The sequence below is a fragment of the Nocardia sp. SSK8 genome, from assembly GCF_037034205.1.
Classification (GTDB): domain Bacteria; phylum Actinomycetota; class Actinomycetes; order Mycobacteriales; family Mycobacteriaceae; genus Nocardia.
Window position 1 is genome coordinate 48263 of the sequence record NZ_JBAGKD010000004.1, and the last position, 20000, is coordinate 68262.

General features: G+C 71.2%; 18 protein-coding genes. 9 read left to right on the forward strand and 9 right to left on the reverse strand.

Translation table 11 applies throughout. From position 1 onward, the window contains the following. The first annotated feature begins 78 nt into the window (after positions 1-78). Positions 79-1749: a urocanate hydratase gene (gene hutU, locus WA675_RS09425; protein WP_336083694.1), complete on the forward strand. Its 1671-nt coding sequence runs from the start codon at positions 79-81 to the stop codon at positions 1747-1749. A gap of 5 nt (positions 1750-1754) precedes the next feature. Here hutU and WA675_RS09430 read toward each other — a convergent pair whose 3' ends face one another. Continuing rightward, positions 1755-3302 carry an acyl-CoA carboxylase subunit beta gene (locus WA675_RS09430; RefSeq protein WP_336083696.1) on the reverse strand — a complete coding sequence of 516 codons (1548 nt, stop codon included), beginning with the start codon at positions 3300-3302 and terminating at the stop codon, positions 1755-1757. A gap of 262 nt (positions 3303-3564) precedes the next feature. On the opposite strand from WA675_RS09430, the gene WA675_RS09435 reads away from it, so the two are divergent. Together WA675_RS09435 and helR are read left to right on the forward strand one after the other, a co-directional pair. Next, entirely contained in the window at positions 3565-4770 is a 1206-nt protein-coding gene (locus WA675_RS09435; protein ID WP_336083698.1) for a glycosyltransferase, read from the forward strand. Between the two features lie 32 nt (positions 4771-4802). Continuing rightward, the gene (gene helR / locus WA675_RS09440) at positions 4803-6992 is read left to right on the forward strand and encodes an RNA polymerase recycling motor ATPase HelR (RefSeq protein ID WP_336083700.1); all 2190 of its coding nucleotides are present in this window, start codon (positions 4803-4805) and stop codon (positions 6990-6992) included. Positions 6993-7154: 162 nt separating this feature from the next. On the opposite strand, the gene hutH is transcribed toward helR, so the two are convergent. Next, positions 7155-8744, reverse strand: coding sequence for a histidine ammonia-lyase (gene hutH / locus WA675_RS09445; protein ID WP_442945604.1), 1590 nt, complete (start codon positions 8742-8744; stop codon positions 7155-7157). A 440-nt stretch (positions 8745-9184) separates the two neighbouring features. On the opposite strand from hutH, the gene hutI reads away from it, so the two are divergent. Both hutI and hutG read left to right on the forward strand, forming a co-directional pair. After that, positions 9185-10360 carry an imidazolonepropionase gene (hutI, locus tag WA675_RS09450; RefSeq protein WP_336083702.1) on the forward strand — a complete coding sequence of 392 codons (1176 nt, stop codon included), beginning with the start codon at positions 9185-9187 and terminating at the stop codon, positions 10358-10360. A gap of 6 nt (positions 10361-10366) precedes the next feature. Then, the gene (hutG, locus tag WA675_RS09455) at positions 10367-11287 is read left to right on the forward strand and encodes a formimidoylglutamase (RefSeq protein WP_336083704.1); all 921 of its coding nucleotides are present in this window, start codon (positions 10367-10369) and stop codon (positions 11285-11287) included. A 9-nt stretch (positions 11288-11296) separates the two neighbouring features. Here hutG and WA675_RS09460 read toward each other — a convergent pair whose 3' ends face one another. From WA675_RS09460 to WA675_RS09470, 3 genes are read right to left on the reverse strand one after another with little or no spacing between them, the layout of a single operon-like run. Then, the gene (locus WA675_RS09460) at positions 11297-12580 is read right to left on the reverse strand and encodes an ArsB/NhaD family transporter (RefSeq protein WP_336083706.1); all 1284 of its coding nucleotides are present in this window, start codon (positions 12578-12580) and stop codon (positions 11297-11299) included. A gap of 12 nt (positions 12581-12592) precedes the next feature. Then, complete coding sequence (locus WA675_RS09465) at positions 12593-13051, reverse strand: CBS domain-containing protein (RefSeq protein WP_336083708.1); 459 nt, start codon at positions 13049-13051, stop codon at positions 12593-12595. A gap of 29 nt (positions 13052-13080) precedes the next feature. Next, complete coding sequence (locus tag WA675_RS09470) at positions 13081-13356, reverse strand: hypothetical protein (RefSeq protein ID WP_336083710.1); 276 nt, start codon at positions 13354-13356, stop codon at positions 13081-13083. 176 nt (positions 13357-13532) lie between these two features. Here WA675_RS09470 and WA675_RS09475 point away from each other — a divergent pair, with 176 nt between their 5' ends. Continuing rightward, a complete protein-coding gene (locus WA675_RS09475; RefSeq protein WP_336083712.1) occupies positions 13533-14552 on the forward strand; it encodes a sensor histidine kinase in 1020 nt (339 codons plus the stop codon). Then, on the forward strand, positions 14549-15202 hold the full coding sequence (locus WA675_RS09480; protein WP_336083714.1) for a response regulator transcription factor: 654 nt from the start codon (positions 14549-14551) through the stop codon (positions 15200-15202). Before WA675_RS09475 ends, WA675_RS09480 begins: the two co-directional genes overlap by 4 nt. A gap of 50 nt (positions 15203-15252) precedes the next feature. Here WA675_RS09480 and WA675_RS09485 read toward each other — a convergent pair whose 3' ends face one another. From WA675_RS09485 to WA675_RS09495, 3 genes are read right to left on the reverse strand one after another with little or no spacing between them, the layout of a single operon-like run. Continuing rightward, on the reverse strand, positions 15253-16446 hold the full coding sequence (locus WA675_RS09485; protein WP_336084171.1) for a cation:proton antiporter: 1194 nt from the start codon (positions 16444-16446) through the stop codon (positions 15253-15255). A 10-nt stretch (positions 16447-16456) separates the two neighbouring features. After that, positions 16457-16939: a cation:proton antiporter regulatory subunit gene (locus tag WA675_RS09490; RefSeq protein ID WP_336083716.1), complete on the reverse strand. Its 483-nt coding sequence runs from the start codon at positions 16937-16939 to the stop codon at positions 16457-16459. Between the two features lie 60 nt (positions 16940-16999). After that, positions 17000-17479: a cation:proton antiporter regulatory subunit gene (locus WA675_RS09495; RefSeq protein WP_336083718.1), complete on the reverse strand. Its 480-nt coding sequence runs from the start codon at positions 17477-17479 to the stop codon at positions 17000-17002. A 231-nt stretch (positions 17480-17710) separates the two neighbouring features. Here WA675_RS09495 and WA675_RS09500 point away from each other — a divergent pair, with 231 nt between their 5' ends. After that, positions 17711-18046 (forward strand): STAS domain-containing protein, encoded by a 336-nt coding sequence (locus WA675_RS09500; protein ID WP_336083720.1) that lies wholly within the window; start codon positions 17711-17713, stop codon positions 18044-18046. A 69-nt stretch (positions 18047-18115) separates the two neighbouring features. Here the strand turns inward: WA675_RS09500 and WA675_RS09505 are convergent, their stop codons facing one another. Next, positions 18116-19153 (reverse strand): LLM class F420-dependent oxidoreductase, encoded by a 1038-nt coding sequence (locus WA675_RS09505; RefSeq protein ID WP_336083722.1) that lies wholly within the window; start codon positions 19151-19153, stop codon positions 18116-18118. Positions 19154-19303: 150 nt separating this feature from the next. Between WA675_RS09505 and WA675_RS09510 the strand changes: the two genes are divergently transcribed. After that, positions 19304-19963, forward strand: coding sequence for a cyclodeaminase/cyclohydrolase family protein (locus WA675_RS09510; RefSeq protein WP_336083724.1), 660 nt, complete (start codon positions 19304-19306; stop codon positions 19961-19963). Positions 19964-20000: the final 37 nt, after the last annotated feature.

A 20000-nucleotide genomic window follows, 5' to 3' on the forward strand; every position in this document is an offset into this window, starting at 1 on the left:
CCCGCACGCGCGCAGGATCATGCCGACAAGCGGTCGATCGTGACCCGGCACATCTCGTCTCCCCCAAGGAGTGCGCTCATGTCCGATGCCGTTCCGCCCGGCCCCCGGCCGGTCTCCGCCCCGCACGGGTCCCGGCTGCGTACCCGCGGCTGGCCGCAGGAGGCCGCGCTGCGCATGCTGATGAACAATCTCGATCCCGAGGTCGCCGAACGCCCCGACGACCTGGTCGTCTACGGCGGCACCGGCCGCGCGGCCCGCGACTGGGCCTGTTTCGAGGCCATCGTGCGCACCCTAGAGACCCTCGGCGACGACGAGACCCTGTTGGTGCAGTCGGGCAAGCCGGTCGGGGTGTTCCGCACGCACGAGTGGGCGCCGCGGGTGCTGCTGGCCAACTCGAATCTGGTCGGCGACTGGGCCACCTGGACCGAGTTCCGCCGCCTCGAGCAGCTGGGCCTGATGATGTACGGCCAGATGACGGCCGGGTCCTGGATCTACATCGGCAGCCAGGGCATCCTGCAGGGCACCTACGAGACCTTCGGCGCGGTGGCCCGCAAGCGCTTCGGCGGCAGCCTGACCGGCACCATCACCCTCACCGCCGGGGTGGGCGGCATGGGCGGGGCGCAACCGCTGGCCATCACCATGCACGGGGGTGTGGCGCTGTGCGTCGATGTCGACCCGGCGCGGATCGACCGCCGGATCGCGCACGGCTATCTCGACACGAAGACCGAATCGCTGGATGCCGCACTGGCGCAGGCGATCACGGCCCGCGACGAGCGCCGGGCACTGTCGATCGGTGTGGTGGGCAATGCCGCCGAGATCTTCCCGCGCCTGCTGGCCGTGGACGCGCCGATCGACATCGTCACCGATCAGACCTCCGCGCACGATCCGCTGTCGTATCTGCCGCTCGGTGTCGCCCTCGAGGACTGGCACACCCTCGCCGAGAAGGACCCGGTCTGGTTCACCACCGAGGCGCAGGCCTCGATGGCCGCGCACGTCGCGGCGATGGTCGGCTTCCAGGACCGGGGCGCGGAGGTGTTCGACTACGGCAACTCGATCCGCGACGAGGCCCGCAAGGGCGGCTACGACCGGGCCTTCGCCTTCCCCGGCTTCGTGCCCGCCTATCTCCGCCCGCTGTTCGAGCAGGGGCGCGGCCCGTTCCGCTGGGCGGCGCTGTCGGGCGATCCGGCCGATATCGCCGCCACCGACCGCGCCATCCTTGACCTGTTCCCCGGCGACGAGCACCTGCGGCGCTGGATCACCCTGGCCGGGCGGAAGGTGCGCTTCGAGGGCCTGCCCGCGCGCATCTGCTGGCTCGGCTACGGCGAACGCCACCTGGCGGGCCTGCGCTTCAACGAGATGGTCGCCACCGGCGAGCTCGCGGCCCCGGTGGTCATCGGCCGCGACCACCTCGACGCCGGTTCGGTCGCCTCCCCGTACCGCGAGACCGAGGCCATGGCCGACGGGTCCGACGCGGTCGCCGACTGGCCGCTGCTCAACGCCCTGCTCAATACCGCCTCCGGCGCGACCTGGGTGTCGATCCACCACGGCGGCGGGGTGGGGATGGGCCGGTCCCTGCACGCCGGGCAGGTCTGTGTCGCCGACGGCACGGCGCTGGCCGCGCGCAAGCTCGAGCGGGTGCTCACCAACGATCCGGGCACGGGCGTGATCCGGCATGTGGACGCGGGCTACGAGCGCGCCGCCGAGGTCGCCCGGGCACGCGGCGTGCGTATCCCGATGTGGGAGAGCTGACTTCGCTACAGCGGCATGAGCCGGTGTTTGCGCGGACCGTGGTGCACGATCTTGTCGCGCAGCAGATGCAGTGCCTTGCGGATCTCGCGGCGGGTGGCCGAGGGTTCGATGACGGCGTCGATGTAGCCGCGTTCGGCGGCGGTCCACGGGGTGGCGATGGTGGCGTTGTAGAAGTCGACCAGCTGCCTGCGCAGGGCGGGCCGCTCGGCCGCCGGGGTGGCGTCGAGGGCGCGGCGCTGGGTCAGGCCGACGGCCGCCTCGGCGCCCATCACCGCGATCCGGGCGGTGGGCCAGGCGAGGTTCACGTCGCCGCCGAGCTGCTTGCAGCCCATCACCGCGTACCCGCCGCCGTAAGCCTTGCGCACCACCACGGTGACGATGGGCACGGTGGCCTCGACGACGGCGTAGAAGAACCGGCCACCGCGCTTGATCACGCCGATCTTCTCCTCTTCGACGCCGGGCAGCACGCCGGGGGTGTCGACCACGAAGACCAGCGGCAGGCCGAAGGCGTCGCAGAGCCGGATGAAGTGGGCGGCCTTGTCCGAGGCGCGCGCGTCGATGGCGCCGCTGGCGACCAGCGGCTGGTTGGCCACCACGCCGACACTGCGCCCGTCGACCCGGGCGAAGCCGGTGATCAGATTGCGGGCGGCGTTCTCGCCGATCTCGTGGAACTCGCCGTCGTCGAAGACGCGCAGCAGCACGTCGTACATGTCGTACCCGGCGCGGTCGGAATCCGGGATGAGCGTGTCGAGTTCGCGGTCGCTGTCGGTGAGTTCGGGTTCCAGGCCCGGGTTGACCACCGGCGGCCGCTCGAAGCAGCTCGACGGCAGGTAGCCCAGATAGTTCCTGGCCCAGGCGAAGGCGCTCGCCTCGTCCGGGGCGACGTGGTGGATATTGCCGCGTTCGGCCTGGTTGAACGCGCCGCCGAGTTCGTCGAGGGTGACCTCCTCGCCGGTGGTCTCGCGGATGATCTCCGGTCCGGTGACGAACATGTACGCCGACGCGGTCGCGATCAGCACATCGGTGTTGATCGGTGAGTACACCGCGCCCGCCGCGCACTTGCCCAGCATGATCGAGACCTGCGGCACCACCCCGGACAGGCGCAGCTGTTTGCGGCTCATGGCCGCGTACCAGGCCAGCGAGGTGACCGCGTCCTGCACGCGCGCGCCGCCGGAGTCGTTGATCGCGACGAACGGGCAGCCGATGTCGGCGGCGGCGTCCATGGCCGCGGAGACCTTGCGCCCGAACATCTCTCCGACCGAGCCACCGAAAACCGTTTGGTCGTGGGCGATCACCACCACCGGTCTGCCCTCGACGGTGCCGCGCCCGGTGACAACGCCGTCGCCGTAGAGCGCGTTCGCGGTGGCGGGTTGCCGTACGAGAGCGCCGATTTCGAGGAAACTGCCCGGGTCCAGCAGCATGTCGATGCGCTCGCGCGGGCCGGGAATGCCCTTGGCCGCCCGTTTCGCTACCCCCGTGGCTCCCGAGGGCTCGCGGGCGGCGGCCAGGTTCCGGTGCAGCAGTTCGAGTTTCGCGGCTGTCGTGGTCTCCACGGGTGCATCCTTCCGACTCGTACGCGGGTGCTGTGCCAGCGCACCATAGCCCGGCCGGACGGGCGGTCACGGCCGACGCGACGGCGGTGAATGCGGGTTTTTCCCGGGACGACGCGGGAGCGGAAGGGGTGGAGAAGGAGAAATACGCTCCTTTCCACTTTCAATATATAGCGCATACCGGGCCTTGCGGCAAGGCCCCGGGGATGCTGCACAATCGTCGCCTCGGGCCGCGACCGGCCCGAAACGAGGACGGGAGTGGAACATGCGGGTGGTGCTGTCGACGTTCGGGTCACGCGGCGATGTGGAACCCCTGGCCGGGCTGGCGGTGCGGCTGCGCGAGTGCGGAGCGGGGGTGGTGGTGTGTGCGCCGCCGGACGAGGATTTCGCGGCGCTGCTGGCGGGCGCGGGCGTGGCGATGGTGCCGGTCGGGCCGTCGGCCCGCGAGCTCACCCAGGCGCCGCCCGCCTCGGTGTCGCTGCCGGAGCGGGCCGCGCAGATCGTCGCCGCGCAGTTCGAAGCGGTGGACGCGGTGGCCCGGGACGCCGACCTGCTGGTGGCGACCGGTGCGATGCCCGCCGCGGCGGGCGCGCTGTCGGTGGCGGAGCGGCACGGGGTGCGGTCGGTGTCGGTGACCTTCCAGCAGCTCACCCTCCCCTCGGCCCAGCGCGCGCCGCTGGCGTACCGGGGCAGGCCGTTCCCGCCGGAGATCACCGGCACCGCGGCGCGGTGGGAGTTCGACGCGGCCACCATCGACGAGCTGTTCGGGGCCGCGGTGAACTCGAGCCGGGTGGCGGCGGGGATGGCGCCGGTCGACGGGGTGCGCGACTACGTCATCGGCAAGCGGCCGTGGCTGGCCACCGACCCGACGCTGGATCCGTGGACCGGGCGGCCCGAGCTGGAGGTGGTCCAGACCGGGTCGTGGCTGCTGCCCGACACCCGGCCGCTGGCGCCGGAGCTGGTGGAGTTCCTCGACGCGGGCGCGCCGCCGGTGTACGTCGGGTTCGGCAGCATGGCGATGCACGGGTCGGCCGATGTCGCCGAGGTGGCGCTCGGCACCGCCCGGGCGCTGGGCAGGCGCGTGGTGCTGGCCCGCGGCTGGGCCGAGCTGACCGCCGCAGGCGACCGGGCCGACTGCTTCGTGGTCGGCGAGGTGAACCAGCAGGCCCTGTTCCAGCGGGTCGCCGCCGTGGTCCACCACGGTGGGCAGGGCACCACCACGACCGCGACCAGGGCGGGCGCCCCGCAGGTGGTGGTGCCGCAGCTGGCCGATCAGCCGTACTGGGCGGGCCGGGTGGCCGCGCTCGGCATCGGCGTGGCGCACGACGGCGCGACCCCGACCGTCGCGTCGCTGACCACCGCGCTGGACTCCGCCCTCTCCCCCGCCACCGCGCGGCGCGCCGAGGAGGTGGCCGCGCTGATCCGCACCGACGGCGTCGCGGTGGCGGCGGAACTGCTGCTGGCGCACTGAGCACGACTTCGGCTTTCGACGATCAGGAGAACATGTCCGAGCACAGGTACGACGAGGAACTACGGTCCGAGCGGCAGTATGTCGACGGGCTCTACACACGGCTCGATGCCGAGCGCGCGCGGGTGCGTGGCCGCTACACCGCCGCGTTGCGCGGGGACGGTGGTTCGCCGATGGAGCGTGAGTTCGAGGTCCGGGCGCTGGCGAAGGAGGCGAAGGGGCTCGATATCGCCGATAACGGGTTGTGTTTCGGGCGGCTCGACGCCGTCACCGGCGAGCACTCGTATATCGGCCGGATCGGCCTGTTCGACGAGGCGAACGACTTCGAACCGCTGCTGCTGGACTGGCGGGCACCGGCCGCGCGGCCGTTCTATGTGGCCACCGCGGCCAGCCCGGAGAACACGCGCAGGCGCCGTCAGTTCCATTCCCGGGGCAGGCGGGTGATCGGCTTCACCGACGAGGTGCTGGGCAGGCCCGAGGCCGGGGACTCCGGGGACGCGGCACTGCTGGCGGCGGTGGCGGCCCCGCGTGGACCGGGGATGCGCGACATCGTGGCCACCATCCAGGCCGAGCAGGACGAGATCATCCGGCTCGATCATCCCGGCGTGCTGGTGATCGAGGGCGGTCCCGGCACCGGCAAGACGGTGGTGGCGCTGCACCGGGTGGCCTACCTGCTCTACACGCAGCGGGAGCGGATGGAACGGCAGGGTGTGCTGATTGTCGGCCCGAATCCGGCCTTCTTGCAGCACATCTCGCACGTGCTGCCGTCGCTGGGCGAGACGAATGTGGTGTTCACGACCACCGGTGGACTGCTGCCCGGGCTCGAGGTCACCGCCGAGGACGCCCCCGAGGCGGCCCGGGTGAAGGGGTCGACCGAGATCCTGACGGTGCTCGCGGCGGCCATCGCGGACCGGCAGCGGCTGCCCGCCGAACCGATCGTCATCGAGCTGGCCGATGTGCCGGTGCGCATCGATGCCGCGCTCACCGAGTGGGCACGCGCGGAGGCCCGCGCCACCGGCCGCCCGCACAATCAGGCCCGCGCCACCTTCCTGGAGGTGCTCACCTGGGCACTCACCGAGCGGGCGATCGGGCGGATCGGCAACGGATGGCTGAGCCGTTCCGATCGCGCGGCGTGGGAGCAGGTCCGCACCGACCTGCTGGCCGAGCTCGCCGAGACGCCCGCGTTCACTGCCGCGATCGACGAGCTGTGGCCGGTCCTGACGCCGGAAACCCTGCTGGGACAGCTGTACTCGTCGCCGGAGCGGCTGGCCGCGGCCGGGGCGGATCCGGTGCTGGGGCGTGCCGACGGGGCCGCCTGGACGGTGTCGGATGTGCCGTTGCTCGACGAGCTGATCGATCTGCTCGGCCCGCACGAACCGGTCGACCGGACCGCCGAGAAGGAGGCGAAGGCGCAGGCCGCCTACGCGGCGGCGGTGCTGGAGAACATGGTCTCGCGCGAGGACATGATGGACGACGAGGACCACCTGTTCGCCACCGACATGCTCTTCGCCGAGGACCTGGCCGACCGCTTCGTGGAACGCGACACCCGCGAACTGGCCGAGCGGGCCGCCGCCGACCGGGACTGGACCTACCGCCACATCGTGGTCGACGAGGCCCAGGAGCTCTCGGCGATGGACTGGCGGGTCCTCATGCGCCGGTGCCCCGGCAAGTCCTTCACGATCGTGGGTGACCTGGCCCAGCGCCGCGCGGCCGCGGGCGCCACCTCGTGGGACGCGATGCTCGACCCATACGTCCCCGGCCGCTGGGTCTATCGCCCGCTGTCGGTGAACTACCGCACCCCCGCAGAGATCATGGCGGTGGCCGCCGCGGTACTGGCCGAGTTCGCGCCCGAGGTCCGGCCGCCCGAGTCGGTGCGCGCGTGCGGGGTGGCGCCGTGGTCACGCGCGGTGACCACGGCCGAATTGCCCGCGGCCATCGCCGAATTCGAGCACGCGGAGGCGCAGCGGGAGGGCACCAGTGTGGTGATCGGTCCGCCCGGGGTGCCCGGCACGATCCCGGCCTCGGAGACGAAGGGGCTCGAGTACGACGCGGTCCTGGTGGTCGACCCGGAACGGATCATCCTCGACGGCCCACGCGGCGCGGCCGAACTGTACGTGGCCCTGACCCGCGCCACCCAGCGCCTCGGCGTGCTGCACGAAGGACCACTGCCCGGAGTCCTGCGTGGCCTGACCGAAATCGGGACGGCGGTCTCCACCCGGTCGTGATCCCGGACCGCGCCACCGAGCGGGTGCGCGCAGCGCGGCTTCACCAGATCGAGCAGGCGGCCGCCGCCCGGCCGTGATCCGGACCATCGAGCCGACGGTGCCGGAGGCAGCGGCGGGTCAGCCGAAAACGGCCAGCCACCACGTCGCCACAGCAGCAGTGGGTCAGCCGAGTGGGCCGATGACCGACTCGGCGGCCACAACCAGGGCGCCGGAGGTGGCCAGGTCGACGGCGGCTTCGATGTCGGGGGCGAGGTGGCGGTCGGGGCCGGGGCCGGGGATGCAGGTGCGGAGGGTGGTGACGACGGCGGCGGTGGCGGGGGCCGGGGTGAGGGGGGCCCGGAGGTCGAGGGCGCGGGCGGCGGTGAGGGCCTCGATGGCGAGGACGCGGGTGAGGGCGTCGAGGACGCGGCGGAGTTTGCGGGCGGCGGACCAGCCCAGGGAGACGTGGTCCTCCTGCATGGCCGAGGACGGGAGGGAGTCGACCGAGGCGGGCACGGCCAGGCGTTTGAGTTCGGCGACGAGGGCGGCCTGGGTGTACTGGGCGATCATGTGGCCGCTGTCCACGCCGGGGTCGTCGGCCAGGAACGGGGGCAGGCCGTGGTTGCGGGCGGGGTCGAGGAAGCGGTCGGTGCGGCGTTCGCTCATGCCCGCCACGTCGGCGGTGACGATGGCCAGGAAGTCCAGCACGTAGGCCAGCGGGGCGCCATGGAAGTTGCCGTTGGACTCCACCCGGCCGTCGCCCGTGACCACGGGATTGTCGATGGCGGCGGCCAGTTCGTGGCCCGCGACCCGTTCGGCGTGAGCCAGGGTGTCGCGGGCGCCACCGGCCACCTGCGGGGCGCAGCGCAGCGAGTACGCGTCCTGGACGACGGTGCAGTCGGGTGTCGCGTGGCTGGCGACGATGGCCGAATCCGTCAGCAGGCGTCGCATATTCGCCGCGGCGACGGCCTGGCCGGGCTGCGGGCGCAGGGCCTGGAGATCGGCGGCGAAGACCCTGTCGGTGCCGAGCAAACCCTCCACGCTCATCGCGGCGGTGACATCGGCCAGCCGCAGCAGGGCGCGCAGATCGTGACAGGCCAGGATCAGCATGCCGAGCATGCCGTCGGTGCCGTTGATCAGCGCCAGCCCTTCCTTCTCCGCCAGCTCGACCGGCACGATCCCCGCCGCGCCCAGGGCCGCCGCCGCGGGCAGCAGCGTCCCGGCCGCATCGCGCACGGTTCCCTCCCCCATGACCGCCAGTGCCACGTGGGCCAGCGGCGCGAGGTCGCCGGAACAGCCGAGACTGCCGTACTCGTGGACGACCGGGGTGATCCCCGCCGACAGCAGCGCCGCGTAGGTCTCGGCGAGGATCGGCCGCACCCCGGTGTGCCCGGTGGCCAGGGTCGACAGGCGCAGCAGCATCATCGCCCGCACCACCTCCCGCTCCACCTCGGGACCGGAACCCGCGGCATGCGAGCGCACCAGGCTCCGCTGCAACTGCGTGCGCGAATGTTCCGGAATGTGCCGGACGGCGAGCGCCCCGAAGCCGGTCGAGACGCCGTACACCGGTCGCGGTTCAGCGGCCAGCGCCTCGATCCGGGCCCGGCTGGCAGCGATCGCGTCCAGCGCCTCGCCCGACAGCCGCACCCCAGCGCCACCACGCGCCACCCGCACGACCTCGGCGGGCGTCACCGGCCCGACCCCCACGACAACCGGTTGCCCGGAATCGATACTCACGAACTCTCCCGTCGCTGTCGCTGGCCGAAACCTCAGGCGCCCGACCACGGACACCCGACCGCACCGGGCACCCGCGCACCCGGCGCTGGGCGGTAGGCACCGGAACCCCTATAAGACAGGATGCCCCGGACCGGCACCGGCGTCATAGCCACACAGGGCGCGTCGCGCGCGGTGGCGATCCGGAGCAAGACCGGGGGGTGGCCTCGGCGCGCGAGGACTCGGCCCACGGCCGGTACCGCGGGGAGGTGGCGGTAGTGCTGTGCATGGCATCGCGGCTCGACACCGCCTTGACCCGGGTCTCGACGACGGCCACCAGCAGCGCCGGGTCGAGCTGGATCGCGTGCCCAGCTCGCCGGTGCCGGGATCGGTTCCGTGTCGAGAACCCGTGGCCGCGCCTGCGCGCTCCGCCTCGTCCGGACGAGGAAGATGACTAGCGGACGTGACTCGGCACCCGCTCGTCACCAGGAGGTTCGCCCGTGCCCACCACTGTGCTGAGCGGGATCGGCACGCTCGTCACCAATGATCCGGCGCTCGGCGAAGGCCCGCTCGGGATTCGGCATGAGGCCGCGCTGGTGTTCGAGGACGAGCGGGTGGTGTGGGTGGGTGACAGTGCCGACGCGCCGGCCGCCGACGACGGGATCGACCTCGACGGGCGGGCCGTGCTGCCGGGGTTCGTGGAGTCGCACTCGCATCTGGTGTTCGCCGGGGATCGGGCCGAGGAGTTCGCGGCGCGGATGGCCGGGCGACCGTACGGTGCCGGGGGCATCCGCACCACCATCGCGGCGACGCGGGCGGCGAGCGATGCGGAACTGGACGCGAATCTGCGGCGCCTGCTCGACGAGTCGGTGCGCGCGGGCAGCACCACCGTCGAGGTCAAGAGCGGCTACGGGCAGACCGTGGCCGACGAGCTGCGCTGTGTCCGGATCGCGGGCGCGGCCACCGAGGAGGTGACGCTGCTCGCCGCGCACGTGCCACCGCCGGAGTACGCGGGGCGCGCCGACGACTATGTCGCGATGGTGGTCGAGCGGATGATCCCGGCGTGCGCCCCGCACGCGAAGTGGATCGATGTCTTCTGCGAGCGGGGCGCTTTCGACCGGGATCAGGCGCACGCGGTGCTCACCGCGGGGATCGCGCACGGGCTGGTGCCACGGGTGCACGGCAACCAGCTGCGCCACGGGCCGGGGGTGCGGCTGGCCGTCGAGCTGGGGGCCGCCTCGGTGGATCACGTGGTGCACGTCGACGCCGCCGATATCGCCGCGCTGGCCGAGAGCGACACTGTCGCCACTCTGCTGCCCGCCGCCGACTTCTGCACGCGCAATCGCTATCCCGATGCTCGCGCGCTGCTGGACGCGGGCGTCACGGTAGCGCTGGGCGCGGACTGCAATCCGGGCACCAGCTACACCACGAGCCTGCCGTTCTGTCTCGCCCTGGCGGTGCGCGAACTGGGCATGACCCCGGACGAGGCCGTCCACGCGGCCACCGCGGGCGGGGCGAAAGCCTTGCGGCGCACCGATATCGGCGTACTCACGCCCGGCGCCCGGGCCGACGCCCTCGCCCTGGACGCCCCCTCCCACCTGCACCTGACCTACCGGCCCGGTGTCCCGTTGATCAGCCGGGTGTGGCGTGGCGGCGCACTCGTCGCGCGGAAGTGAGGTGCCATGTCCCCCGACGATGTCTGGACCGGCCGCGTCGACGGCACCGCCCCCGACCAGCTGCGCTGGCACCAGGTCGTCACACCGTACGCGCCCGGCGCGACTCCGGGTGCCTGCGTGTTCGTCGGCTTCGCCAGCGATGAAGGCGTGCGCCGCAATCAGGGCAGACCCGGCGCGGCCGAAGGCCCCGACGCGCTCCGGCGGGCCCTCGCCCCGATGGCACTGCCCACTCCCCTGCGCGCCTGCGACGCGGGCACGATCACGGTGACCGACGGGCAGCTCGAGGACGGTCAGCGGCGCCTCGGCGACACGGTCTCGGCACTGCTCGACGCCGGAGAGTTCCCGGTGATCCTGGGCGGCGGGCACGAGGTCGCCGTCGGCACCTACCTCGGGCTGGCCGGATCCGCCCGGCGCACACCGGGCAGCACCGTCGGAATCCTCAACCTGGACGCGCATTTCGACCTGCGCCCCGACCCGATCGCCAGCTCGGGCACCCCGTTCCGGCAGATCCTCGCGGCCGATCCCGACGTGCGCTACGCGGTGCTCGGGATCAGCCAGCCCAGCAATACCGCCGCCCTGTTCGCCACCGCCGACCGGCTCGGCGTGCGCTACCTCCTCGACGACGACTGCGCCGACCCGGCCCGGGTCACCGCCTTCGTCGCGGAGTTCCTGGCCGGGATCGACCTGGCCTATCTCACCGTCGATCTCGACGTGCTGCCCGCCGCCGTCGCGCCCGGGGTGAGCGCCCCGGCCGCGTTCGGCCTCGCCCTGCCCGTCGTGCAGGCGGTCTGCGATCAGGTGAGCGCGAGCGGCCTGCTCGCGGTGGCCGATATCGCCGAGCTGAACCCCGGCCTGGACGCCGACGGCCGGACCGCTCGCACCGCGGCCCGGCTCGTCCACCGGTTGGTCACCCGGCGCACCGGCTGACCAACACCATCAGAAGTACCGGACCCAGACGTAGATCCAGGCGATCGTGCTGCTCAGCAGGGTGACCAGCATGCCGTACTTCGTGAACTGCCAGAAGGTGATCTTCTGGCCCGCTCGCGCCGCGATCCCCAGCGCCACCACATTGGCGCTGGCCGCCACCGCGGTGCCGTTGCCGCCGAAGTCGGCGCCCAGGGCGAAGGCCCACCACAGCGACTGACCGGTGGCCGGATCCGGAGCGCCCGCGACGAGGTCCTCCACCACCGGCGCCATGGTCGCGGTATAGGGGATGTTGTCGACGAACGCGCCCAGGATGGCCGAACCGAAGACCAGCGCGGTCGCGGCGGCGAAGAAATTGTCGCCCACCAGCTCGGTCGCGAAAGTGCCGATCGCCGAGATCACCCCGGTATGCACCAGACCCGCGACCATCACGAACAGGCCCATGAAGAACACCAGCGTCGGCCACTCCACCTCGGCCAGGATGTCACCGAGATCCAGCCGCGAGACCAGCACCATCACACCCGCGCCCACCAGCGCGATCACCGACGGCGCGACGTGCACCACGCTGTGCAGGCAGAACCCGATCACCACACCGGTCAGCACGATCATCGACCGCACCAGCAGCTTCGGGTCGCGGATCGCGCGACGTTCCTGCAGCGCCATCACCGCCTCCACCGAGCCGGGATCGGTATTGAGCGCCGAGCGGAACAGCACCCGGGTCAGCAGGACGAACAGCACGAAGGTGATCACCACGATCGGTGCCATGTGCACGAGGAAGTCGTTGAAGGTCAGGCCAGCGCGGCTGGCGATGATGATGTTGGGCGGATCGCCGATCAGGGTGGCCGCGCCGCCGATATTGGAGGCCAGCACCTCGGCGATGATGAACGGCTGGGCGGCGATGCCGAGCCTGCGGCACACCACCAGCGTCACCGGCGCCACCAGCATGATGATGGTGACGTTGTCCAGGAACGGGGACGCGACCGCGGTGATGAGCATGAGCATCACCATCAGCCGGTACGGATTGCCCCGGGAACGTTTGGCCGACCAGATCGCCAGATAGTCGAACAGGCCGGTCTGTTTGACGACGCCGACGATGATCATCATCCCGAGCAGCAGGAAGATGACATTCCAGTCGATGCCCTCGTGCGGCGAGAAGAACACTTCCTCGCCGGGGATCAAGCCCAGCACGGCCATCAGGCCCGCGGCGATCAGGACGGTCTTGACCTTGTCGGCTTTCTCCGTGGCGATGAAGAAGAACGCCACCACGAAGATGAGCACGGCGAGGGCTGCGGCCATCGGCCCGCGCCCTCAGTCGCCGGGGCCGACGACGGCGAGGCTCGTCAGCAACCGTTCCAGGGTGATCGCGCCGCGCAGGGTGCGCGAACGGTCGACCACGGCGATGAGCGGACTGTGCTTGCGCGCCATCAGGATCGCGATCTCGAGCAGCGTCGCGTCGGGTGCGACGGTGGCCGGCTTGATCGCGCCGTCGGGCAGGCAGTCGCCGACGGTCAGGCTGCCCGGCTCCTGCCAGAACAGGTCGGCGTGCACCTCGTCGATGGTGCGCACCAGCGTCGGATCGTCGTGGTAGGAGGCCGGGATCGCCAGGCGCAGCACCTGGGTGCCGGGCAACACCGCGACCGGCCGGTCGGCCTCGTCGACGACGATCAGGCCCGGCAGCCGATTGACCACCATCAGGCGCACCGCCCGCGAGACCGGATCGGAGGTGCGAACGGTCGGCAGATTCATCGCGATATCGCGTGCGCGCATGGCGTGGCTCCGTGGGGATTCGACAGTGCTCAAGGATGGGCTCGCTTCCCGGTCAGGAGGTCTAGTCGCTGTTCCAGGCGGGCGAGCCGGTCGGTGAGCGGGCTGCTGTGCATCAGCTCGGCGACCTGGTCGGCCTCGTCGGGTTCCAGGGCGATGTCGACCGTGGGCTCGTCACTGCCGTCGGTGTAGCCGAGCAGCCGGTGGCGGCCCGACGTCTCGGTGAGCAGGGCGAATCGGGCACCACCGCGGGTGCGGAAGCTGTGCAGCACGCCTGCCCCTGGGATCGTCGTCCGGTCGATATCCATCCCCAGCGGTCCTTCCTGGCACGGTCGATTGCGTCTGCACTGAGTCTCGGTCGGCGGACCGGAAGCCACCATCGGCGCTGACACCCATTTCCGCGCACCGGCACCGCCCGGATCGGGCGCCGCGATGGGTGCCGTGCCCCATGGACAGAAAGGAAGCGCGCACGCATGCTGGTGGCATGAACCGTCTCGCAGCGCTGCGAGCAGGACGTGAGCAGCGAATCAGCACGCCGGTAACGGCGTTGTTCTGGCGCATCTGCCTGCTCAACGGCGTCATCTTCACCCTCGGCACGCTGGTCCTGGCGTTCTCGCCCGCCACCGTCTCGGCCCGGCTGCGGCTGACCGAGGTCCCGGTGCTGGTCATCGGGCTGGCGGTGATCCTCACCGCCAACGCGCTCGCGCTGCGCAGCAGCCTGGCTCCGCTCAACGAGCTGGTGGCCTCCATGCGGCGGGTCGATCCGCCGCGCCGCGCGGCCCGGGTCGACCGGCCCGCCAGCGGTGATTTCCACCAGCTGATCGAGACCTTCAACGCCATGCTCGACCGGCTGGAGGCGGAACGCTCGGTGGCCGGCGGCACCGCGCTGGCCGCCCAGGAGGGCGAGCGCAGGCGCATCGCCCGCGAACTGCACGACGAGATCGGCCAGAGCCTGACGGTGGCGCTGCTGCGGCTCAAGCGCGTCGTCGACCGGGCGCCCACCGGGCTGCGCGAGGACGTCGAGGCGGCGCAGGAGACGGTGCGCGGCTGCCTGGACGAGGTGCGCGGCATCGCCTCGCGGCTGCGGCCCGACGTGCTCGAGGACCTCGGGCTACCGAGCGCGATCACCGCGCTGTGCCACGAATTCACCCGCTCCGCGGGCATTTCCGTGCGTCGCGAGGTAGACCCGGAACTGAGCAGGCTCGACCCCGATATCGAGCTGGTCTGCTACCGGGTGGCGCAGGAGAGCCTGACGAATGTGCTGCGCCACGCGGGCGCCGACGAAGTGACCCTGGTGATCCGACCCAGAGAGGACTGCGTGATCCTGCAGGTGACCGACAATGGTCGTGGCGGTGCAGTCGAGGACGGCGCCGGTATCCGCGGTATGCGCGAGCGCGCCATGCTGGTGGACGCGACGCTCACCATCACCTCCCCCGATTCCGGCGGGACCGCGGTGGAACTGATCATCCCGGTCGCCGCCCGGCGCGAGGGGGTGCCCGCGTGAACGCCCCCACCCGGATCCTGCTGGCCGACGACCACGCGCTGGTCCGCTCCGGCCTGCGGATGATCCTGGACAACGAGCCGGACCTGGTCGTGGTCGCCGAGGCCGCCAACGGCTACGACGCGGTGAACGCCCTCGCCGAGGACGAGATCGACCTGGTGATCCTCGATATCGCCATGCCCCGGATGACCGGCATCCAGGCCGCGCGCGAGATCACCAGGAACAACCACTCGGTGCGCATCCTGATGCTGTCGATGTACGACAACGAGCAGTACTTCTTCGAATCACTGAAGGCGGGCGCCTCCGGGTACGTGCTCAAGTCGGTCGCCGACCGCGACCTCATCGAGGCCTGCCGGGCGACCATGCGCGGCGAGTCGTTCCTCTATCCCGGCGCCGTCACCGCGCTGGTGCGCGACTACCTGCAGCTGGCCCGCCAGGGCTCGACCCTGCCCGAGACCATCCTCACCCCGCGCGAGGAAGAGGTGCTCAAGCTGATCGCCGAGGGCTACTCCGCGCGCGAGATCGCGGGCGAACTGGTGATCAGCGCCAAGACCGTCGACCGGCACCGGGCCAATATCCTGCAGAAACTCGGCCTGCGCGACCGGCTCGACCTGACCCGCTACGCCATCCGCGCCGGATTGATCGAGCCGTGAGTACGACGAAAGCCCCCGCAGCGACGCGCTGCGGGGGCCACGACCGGGTCTCACTCGGAGACCGGATCCACCTTCACGGCCTGCTTGCGGCCGACGATCAGGCGCATCACCGGTTCCACCACGCGCGCGCCGATCGGGCCGATGACCGCCATCAGCAGCACGTAGGTGGTGGCCAGCGCGGCGAACTCGTCGGGCACCGCGCCCGCGGCCACCGCAAGACCGGCGATGACGATCGAGAACTCACCGCGGGCCACCAGGGCGGTACCCGCGCGCGCCCGGCCCAGTTGCGAGGCACCGGCGCGTTTGGCCGCCCACCAGCCGGTGGCGATCTTGGTCGCGGTGGTGACCACGGCCAGCAGGATCGCCCAGCCGAGCACCGGCGGGATACTCGCCGGATCGGTGCTCAGGCCGAAGAGCACGAAGAACATCGCCGCGAACAGATCGCGCAGCGGTTCGAGGATCTTGGTGGCGTCGTGCGCGGTCGAATCCGAGATCGCGATACCGAGCAGGAAGGCGCCGACCGCCGCGGAGACCTGCACCGCCGAGGCGATACCCGCCACCAGCAGCGCCGAACCGAGCAGCTTGAGCAGGAAGATCTCGCGATCCTCGCTGGCCACGATGGCCGAGACGTATTTGCCGTAGCGCAGCGCGACCACGAGCACCACGGTCACCGCGACCAGCGCGATACCCACGGTGGTGAGCCCCGCGACGAAGCCGACACCGGCCAGCACGGCGGTGAGGACCGGCAGGTAGACCGCCATCGCCAGATCCTCGAACACCAGGATCGACAGGATGGTCGGCGTCTCGCGGTTACCCAGGCGGCCCAGGTCGTTGAGCACCTTGGCCACGATGCCGGAGGAGGAGATGTAGGTCACACCGGCCATGGCGATCGCGCCGGTCGGCCCGAGGCCGAGCATGAGCGCCACGATGACGCCCGGGGTCGCGTTGAGCACCAGGTCGAGCAGGCCCGCGGGCCAGGATTTACGCATGCCGGTGACGAGCTCACCGGCGGTGTATTCGAGCCCGAGCAGCAACAGCAGCAGGACCACACCGATCTCGCTGGCCAGGTGGATGAAGTCCTCCACCTCGTGCAGCTCGATGAGTCCGCCGGTGCCGAAGACCAGGCCACCGATCAGATAGAGCGGAATGGGTGAGAGGCCGATGCGCGCCGCGATGCGACCCAGCACACCCAATCCGAAGAACACTGCCCCCAGCTGGATCAATGCCAGCGTTGTTCCACTGATCTGCACGGGCTCAGCCGCCGGAGAGGATCGAGGCGGCGGCGTCGAGCCCGGCATTGGTACCCACGACGACGACCATGTCGCCGCCGACGAACCCGAATTCGGGTCCGGGCGAGGCGTGTACCTGCCCCGCGCGCAGTACCGCGACGATCGAGGCGCGGGTCCTGGTCCGCATCTCGGTGTCGCCCAGTCGTTTGCCCGCGAACGGCGAGTTCGGCGGGACCGGCAGCGAGCGGGTGCTCACGCCGTCGAGTTCACGGTGCTCCTCGCGCAGTTGCGCGACGAGCTGCGGCGCGCCGAGCAGGCTCGCCAGGGTCCGGGCTTCGGTATCCGACAGCGGGATCTGCACTGTCGAGTCCGCGTCACCGACCTTGGTGAAGATCAGGTCGGTTCCGCCGTCCCGGTGGTCGACCACCCCGATGCGGCGGTCCACCTTCGTCAGCGAAAATTCTTTCCGGACACCGATTCCCGGCAGGGAAGTCACATCTACATTCATTCGATCACCTAACCTCAGCTAGGCGATACCTTACCTTCTCTTTACTATCGTCGCCGACAGTCAGCCCTGGTCGAGCAGCCGGGCGGCCGCCTCCAAGCCCTCTTCAGTGCCCACGACGACCACCAGATCACCGGCGATGAAGGTGAAATCCGTTCCGGGCGAAGGGGTCACCTCACCGGCGCGGACCACCGCGACCACCGAAGCCTTGGTGCGCGTACGCATCTCGGTGTCGCGCAGCGGCCGACCGTCGAACGGGCTGCCCCGGTCGATGGCGAACTGCCTGGTCGAGAGCTCGCCGACGCCGGGCACGGCCTGCGTCTTCTGCACCACCTGAGGCGCGCCGAGTAAACCCGCCAGCACCCCGATCTCGGTCACCGACAACGGAATCGAGGTCGTCGTGTCGTAATCGCCGGGCCGCGAGACGACCAGGTCGACCGAGCCGTCGCGATGCTCGATCACGCCGATCCGGCGACGAGCCTCCGCGAGCGGAAAGTCCTTGCATACGCCGATCCCCGGTAAAGGCGTCACATCGATGTTCACGCAGACACAGTACGACTAGTCCGCGAGACCCGGGGGCCCACCCCGCATACCCGTTCCGACCGGTCGGAACGGCGACCTCAGCGAAGGTTGAGGTTATTCGGGCTGGTCGCCTCGTTCACCATGCCGTCGATCGTGCGCGCGGGTGCCGCGGGCTTGCGTTATCCGGCGAACTTGTGTGTTGTTGGAGTTGTGACCAACTCTTCCGGAGACGCGTATCCCCTCACGGACACGATGACCACCACGACGGCGGTCCACGACGGCGTCACGGTCCTCACCGTGACCGGCGAGGTCGACCTGGCCACCGCACCCGCACTGGACGCCACCATCGAGGCGATCCTCGCGGACAAACCGGCCAGCCTGGTGATCGACCTGACCGCGGTCGGGTTCCTGGCCTCGGCCGGGATGGCGACGCTGGTCGCCGCGCATCAGCGCGCGGGTGAGACCACCAAGATCGCGGTGGTCGCCGACGGGCCAGCCACCAGCCGTCAGCTGAAGATGACCAGCCTGGACCAGGTGTTCGCCATGCACACCACGCTGGCCGCCGCGCTGGCCTCGTTCACGTCCTGACCACGGACAACGCGCGCGCCGCCGCCCGGATCGGCTCCGGACGGCGGCGCGTCGTCGTGTGCGGGGGTCTCAGCAGAGGCCGCGCAGCTGCTCGATCAGCCTGATCCGGCCCTTGGCGTCCTCGGCCAGCGGCACGACATTGAGCGTGGTGACACCGGCCTCGGCCATGGCCGCGACGCGCTCCTTGACGAAGCTCTCGGTGCCGATCAGCGACACGTCCCGGACCAAGTCGTCGGGCACGGCCTGGGCGGCGGCCTGCTTGTCACCGGCCAGGTACAGCTCCTGGATGCGGTCGGCGGCGGCGCCGTAGCCGTACTTGGTGGCCAGCGTGTGATAGAAGTTCTTGCCCTTGGCGCCCATGCCGCCGATGTAGAGCGCCAGGTGCGGCTTGACGAATTCCAGCAGCGGCGTGACGTTCTCGCCGATGGCCAGCGGCGGGCCCGCGAAGATGTCGAGCTCGCCGAGCGCGGGATCACGCTTGGCCTTGCCCGCGGCCAGCGCCTCGCCCCACACGTCGTTCGCCTTCTCCGGCAGGAAGAAGATGGGCTGCCAGCCGTTGGCGACCTCGGCGGCCAGTTCCACGTTCTTCGGGCCGAGGGCGGCCAGCAGCACCGGGATGTCCTCGCGCACCGGACGGTTGATCAGCTTGAGCTCTTTGCCCAGGCCGGTGCCGCGCTCGGCGGGCAGCGGGATCTGGTAGTACTTGCCCTGGTAGTTCAGCTTCTCGCGGCGCCAGACCTGGCGGCAGATCTCCACCAGCTCGCGGGTGCGCCCGATCGGGGCGTCGTAGGGCACGCCGTGGAAGCCCTCGATCACCTGCGGGCCGGAGGCGCCGATGCCGAGGATGAACCGGCCGTCGGAGACGAAGTCCAGACCGGCGGCGGTCATCGCGGTCAGGCTCGGGGTGCGGGTGTAGAGCTGCAGGATGCCGGAGGCCAGCTGCACGCGTTCGGTGCGGGCGGCCAGGTAGCCCAGGGCGCTCACCGCGTCGAACGAGTACGCCTCGGGCACGAAGACGATATCGAGGCCGGCGCGTTCCAGGTCGGCGACCTCGGCCGCCACCTCCTTGAAACCGCCCGAGTAGTTGATGCTCAATCCGATGCGCATGCACCCAACATAGCCCCGGCCACCGCACGCACCCCGACCGGTCGGTCTGTCGGGACCGGTGCTGGTCGGGCGGGATTCCCGGGCGGGCACCCGGTAGCGTTGACGCCGATCACCGTCGCAGTTCCCGCCGCATCGAAAGGCCACCCCGTCGTGTCGCAGCCCACCGTCTCGCCGCAGCAGATCGCCCCCTCCTTCGGTGCGGTGACCCTCGAGCAGTACCTGTCGGATCTGGCCGCGAAGGTGCCCGCCCCCGGCGGTGGCGCGGTGGCCGCGCTGCACGCCGCCCAGGCCGCGGCGCTGGTGGCGATGGTGGCGCGCTACACCACCCGCGCCAAGGACGCCGAGCACAAGCCGGTCGTGGAGCGCCTCATCGAGGCCGCCGACGCCGCCCGCACCCGCGCGCTGGCCCTCGCCGACGCCGACGCCGCCGCGTTCACCGCCGTCGGCGCCGCCTACAAGCTGCCCAAGGCCACCGACGCCGAGGTCGCCGCCCGCACCGCGGCGATCAACGCCGCGCTGGTCGAGGCCGCCCGGGTGCCCGCCGCGGTGGTCGACGAGGCCGACGAGATCCTCTCGCTGGCCGCCGAACTGCTCCCGATCGGCAACCCGAACGTGGTCACCGATATCGGTGCCGCCGCCGACGCCGCCCGCGCCGCCGCCCTGAGCTCCCAGCTCAATATCGAGATCAATGTCGGCTCGCTGCCCGCCGATCTGGGCGACCCTTTCGCCGCCACCCTGCTGCGGGTGGACACCATCGCCGCCCGCGCCGACGCCCTGCACGGCGACGTGCTGCGCGCGGTGCGCGGCTGAGTCCGGCGGCCCCGGCGGCGGCGAGATCGCCGGAGCC

Bases quoted from the DNA above. Each gene is read 5' to 3' on its own strand.
- WA675_RS09470 (WP_336083710.1), bottom strand. From the start codon at position 13,356: ATGGATATCGACCGGACGACGATCCCAGGGGCAGGCGTGCTGCACAGC.
- WA675_RS09435 (WP_336083698.1), top strand. From the start codon at position 3,565: ATGCGGGTGGTGCTGTCGACGTTCGGGTCACGCGGCGATGTGGAACCC.
- helR (WP_336083700.1), top strand. From the start codon at position 4,803: ATGTCCGAGCACAGGTACGACGAGGAACTACGGTCCGAGCGGCAGTAT.
- WA675_RS09505 (WP_336083722.1), bottom strand. From the start codon at position 19,153: ATGCGCATCGGATTGAGCATCAACTACTCGGGCGGTTTCAAGGAGGTG.
- hutU (WP_336083694.1), top strand. From the start codon at position 79: ATGTCCGATGCCGTTCCGCCCGGCCCCCGGCCGGTCTCCGCCCCGCAC.
- WA675_RS09500 (WP_336083720.1), top strand. From the start codon at position 17,711: ATGACCACCACGACGGCGGTCCACGACGGCGTCACGGTCCTCACCGTG.
- WA675_RS09460 (WP_336083706.1), bottom strand. From the start codon at position 12,580: ATGGCCGCAGCCCTCGCCGTGCTCATCTTCGTGGTGGCGTTCTTCTTC.
- WA675_RS09465 (WP_336083708.1), bottom strand. From the start codon at position 13,051: ATGCGCGCACGCGATATCGCGATGAATCTGCCGACCGTTCGCACCTCC.
- WA675_RS09475 (WP_336083712.1), top strand. From the start codon at position 13,533: ATGAACCGTCTCGCAGCGCTGCGAGCAGGACGTGAGCAGCGAATCAGC.
- WA675_RS09490 (WP_336083716.1), bottom strand. From the start codon at position 16,939: ATGAATGTAGATGTGACTTCCCTGCCGGGAATCGGTGTCCGGAAAGAA.
- hutG (WP_336083704.1), top strand. From the start codon at position 10,367: ATGTCCCCCGACGATGTCTGGACCGGCCGCGTCGACGGCACCGCCCCC.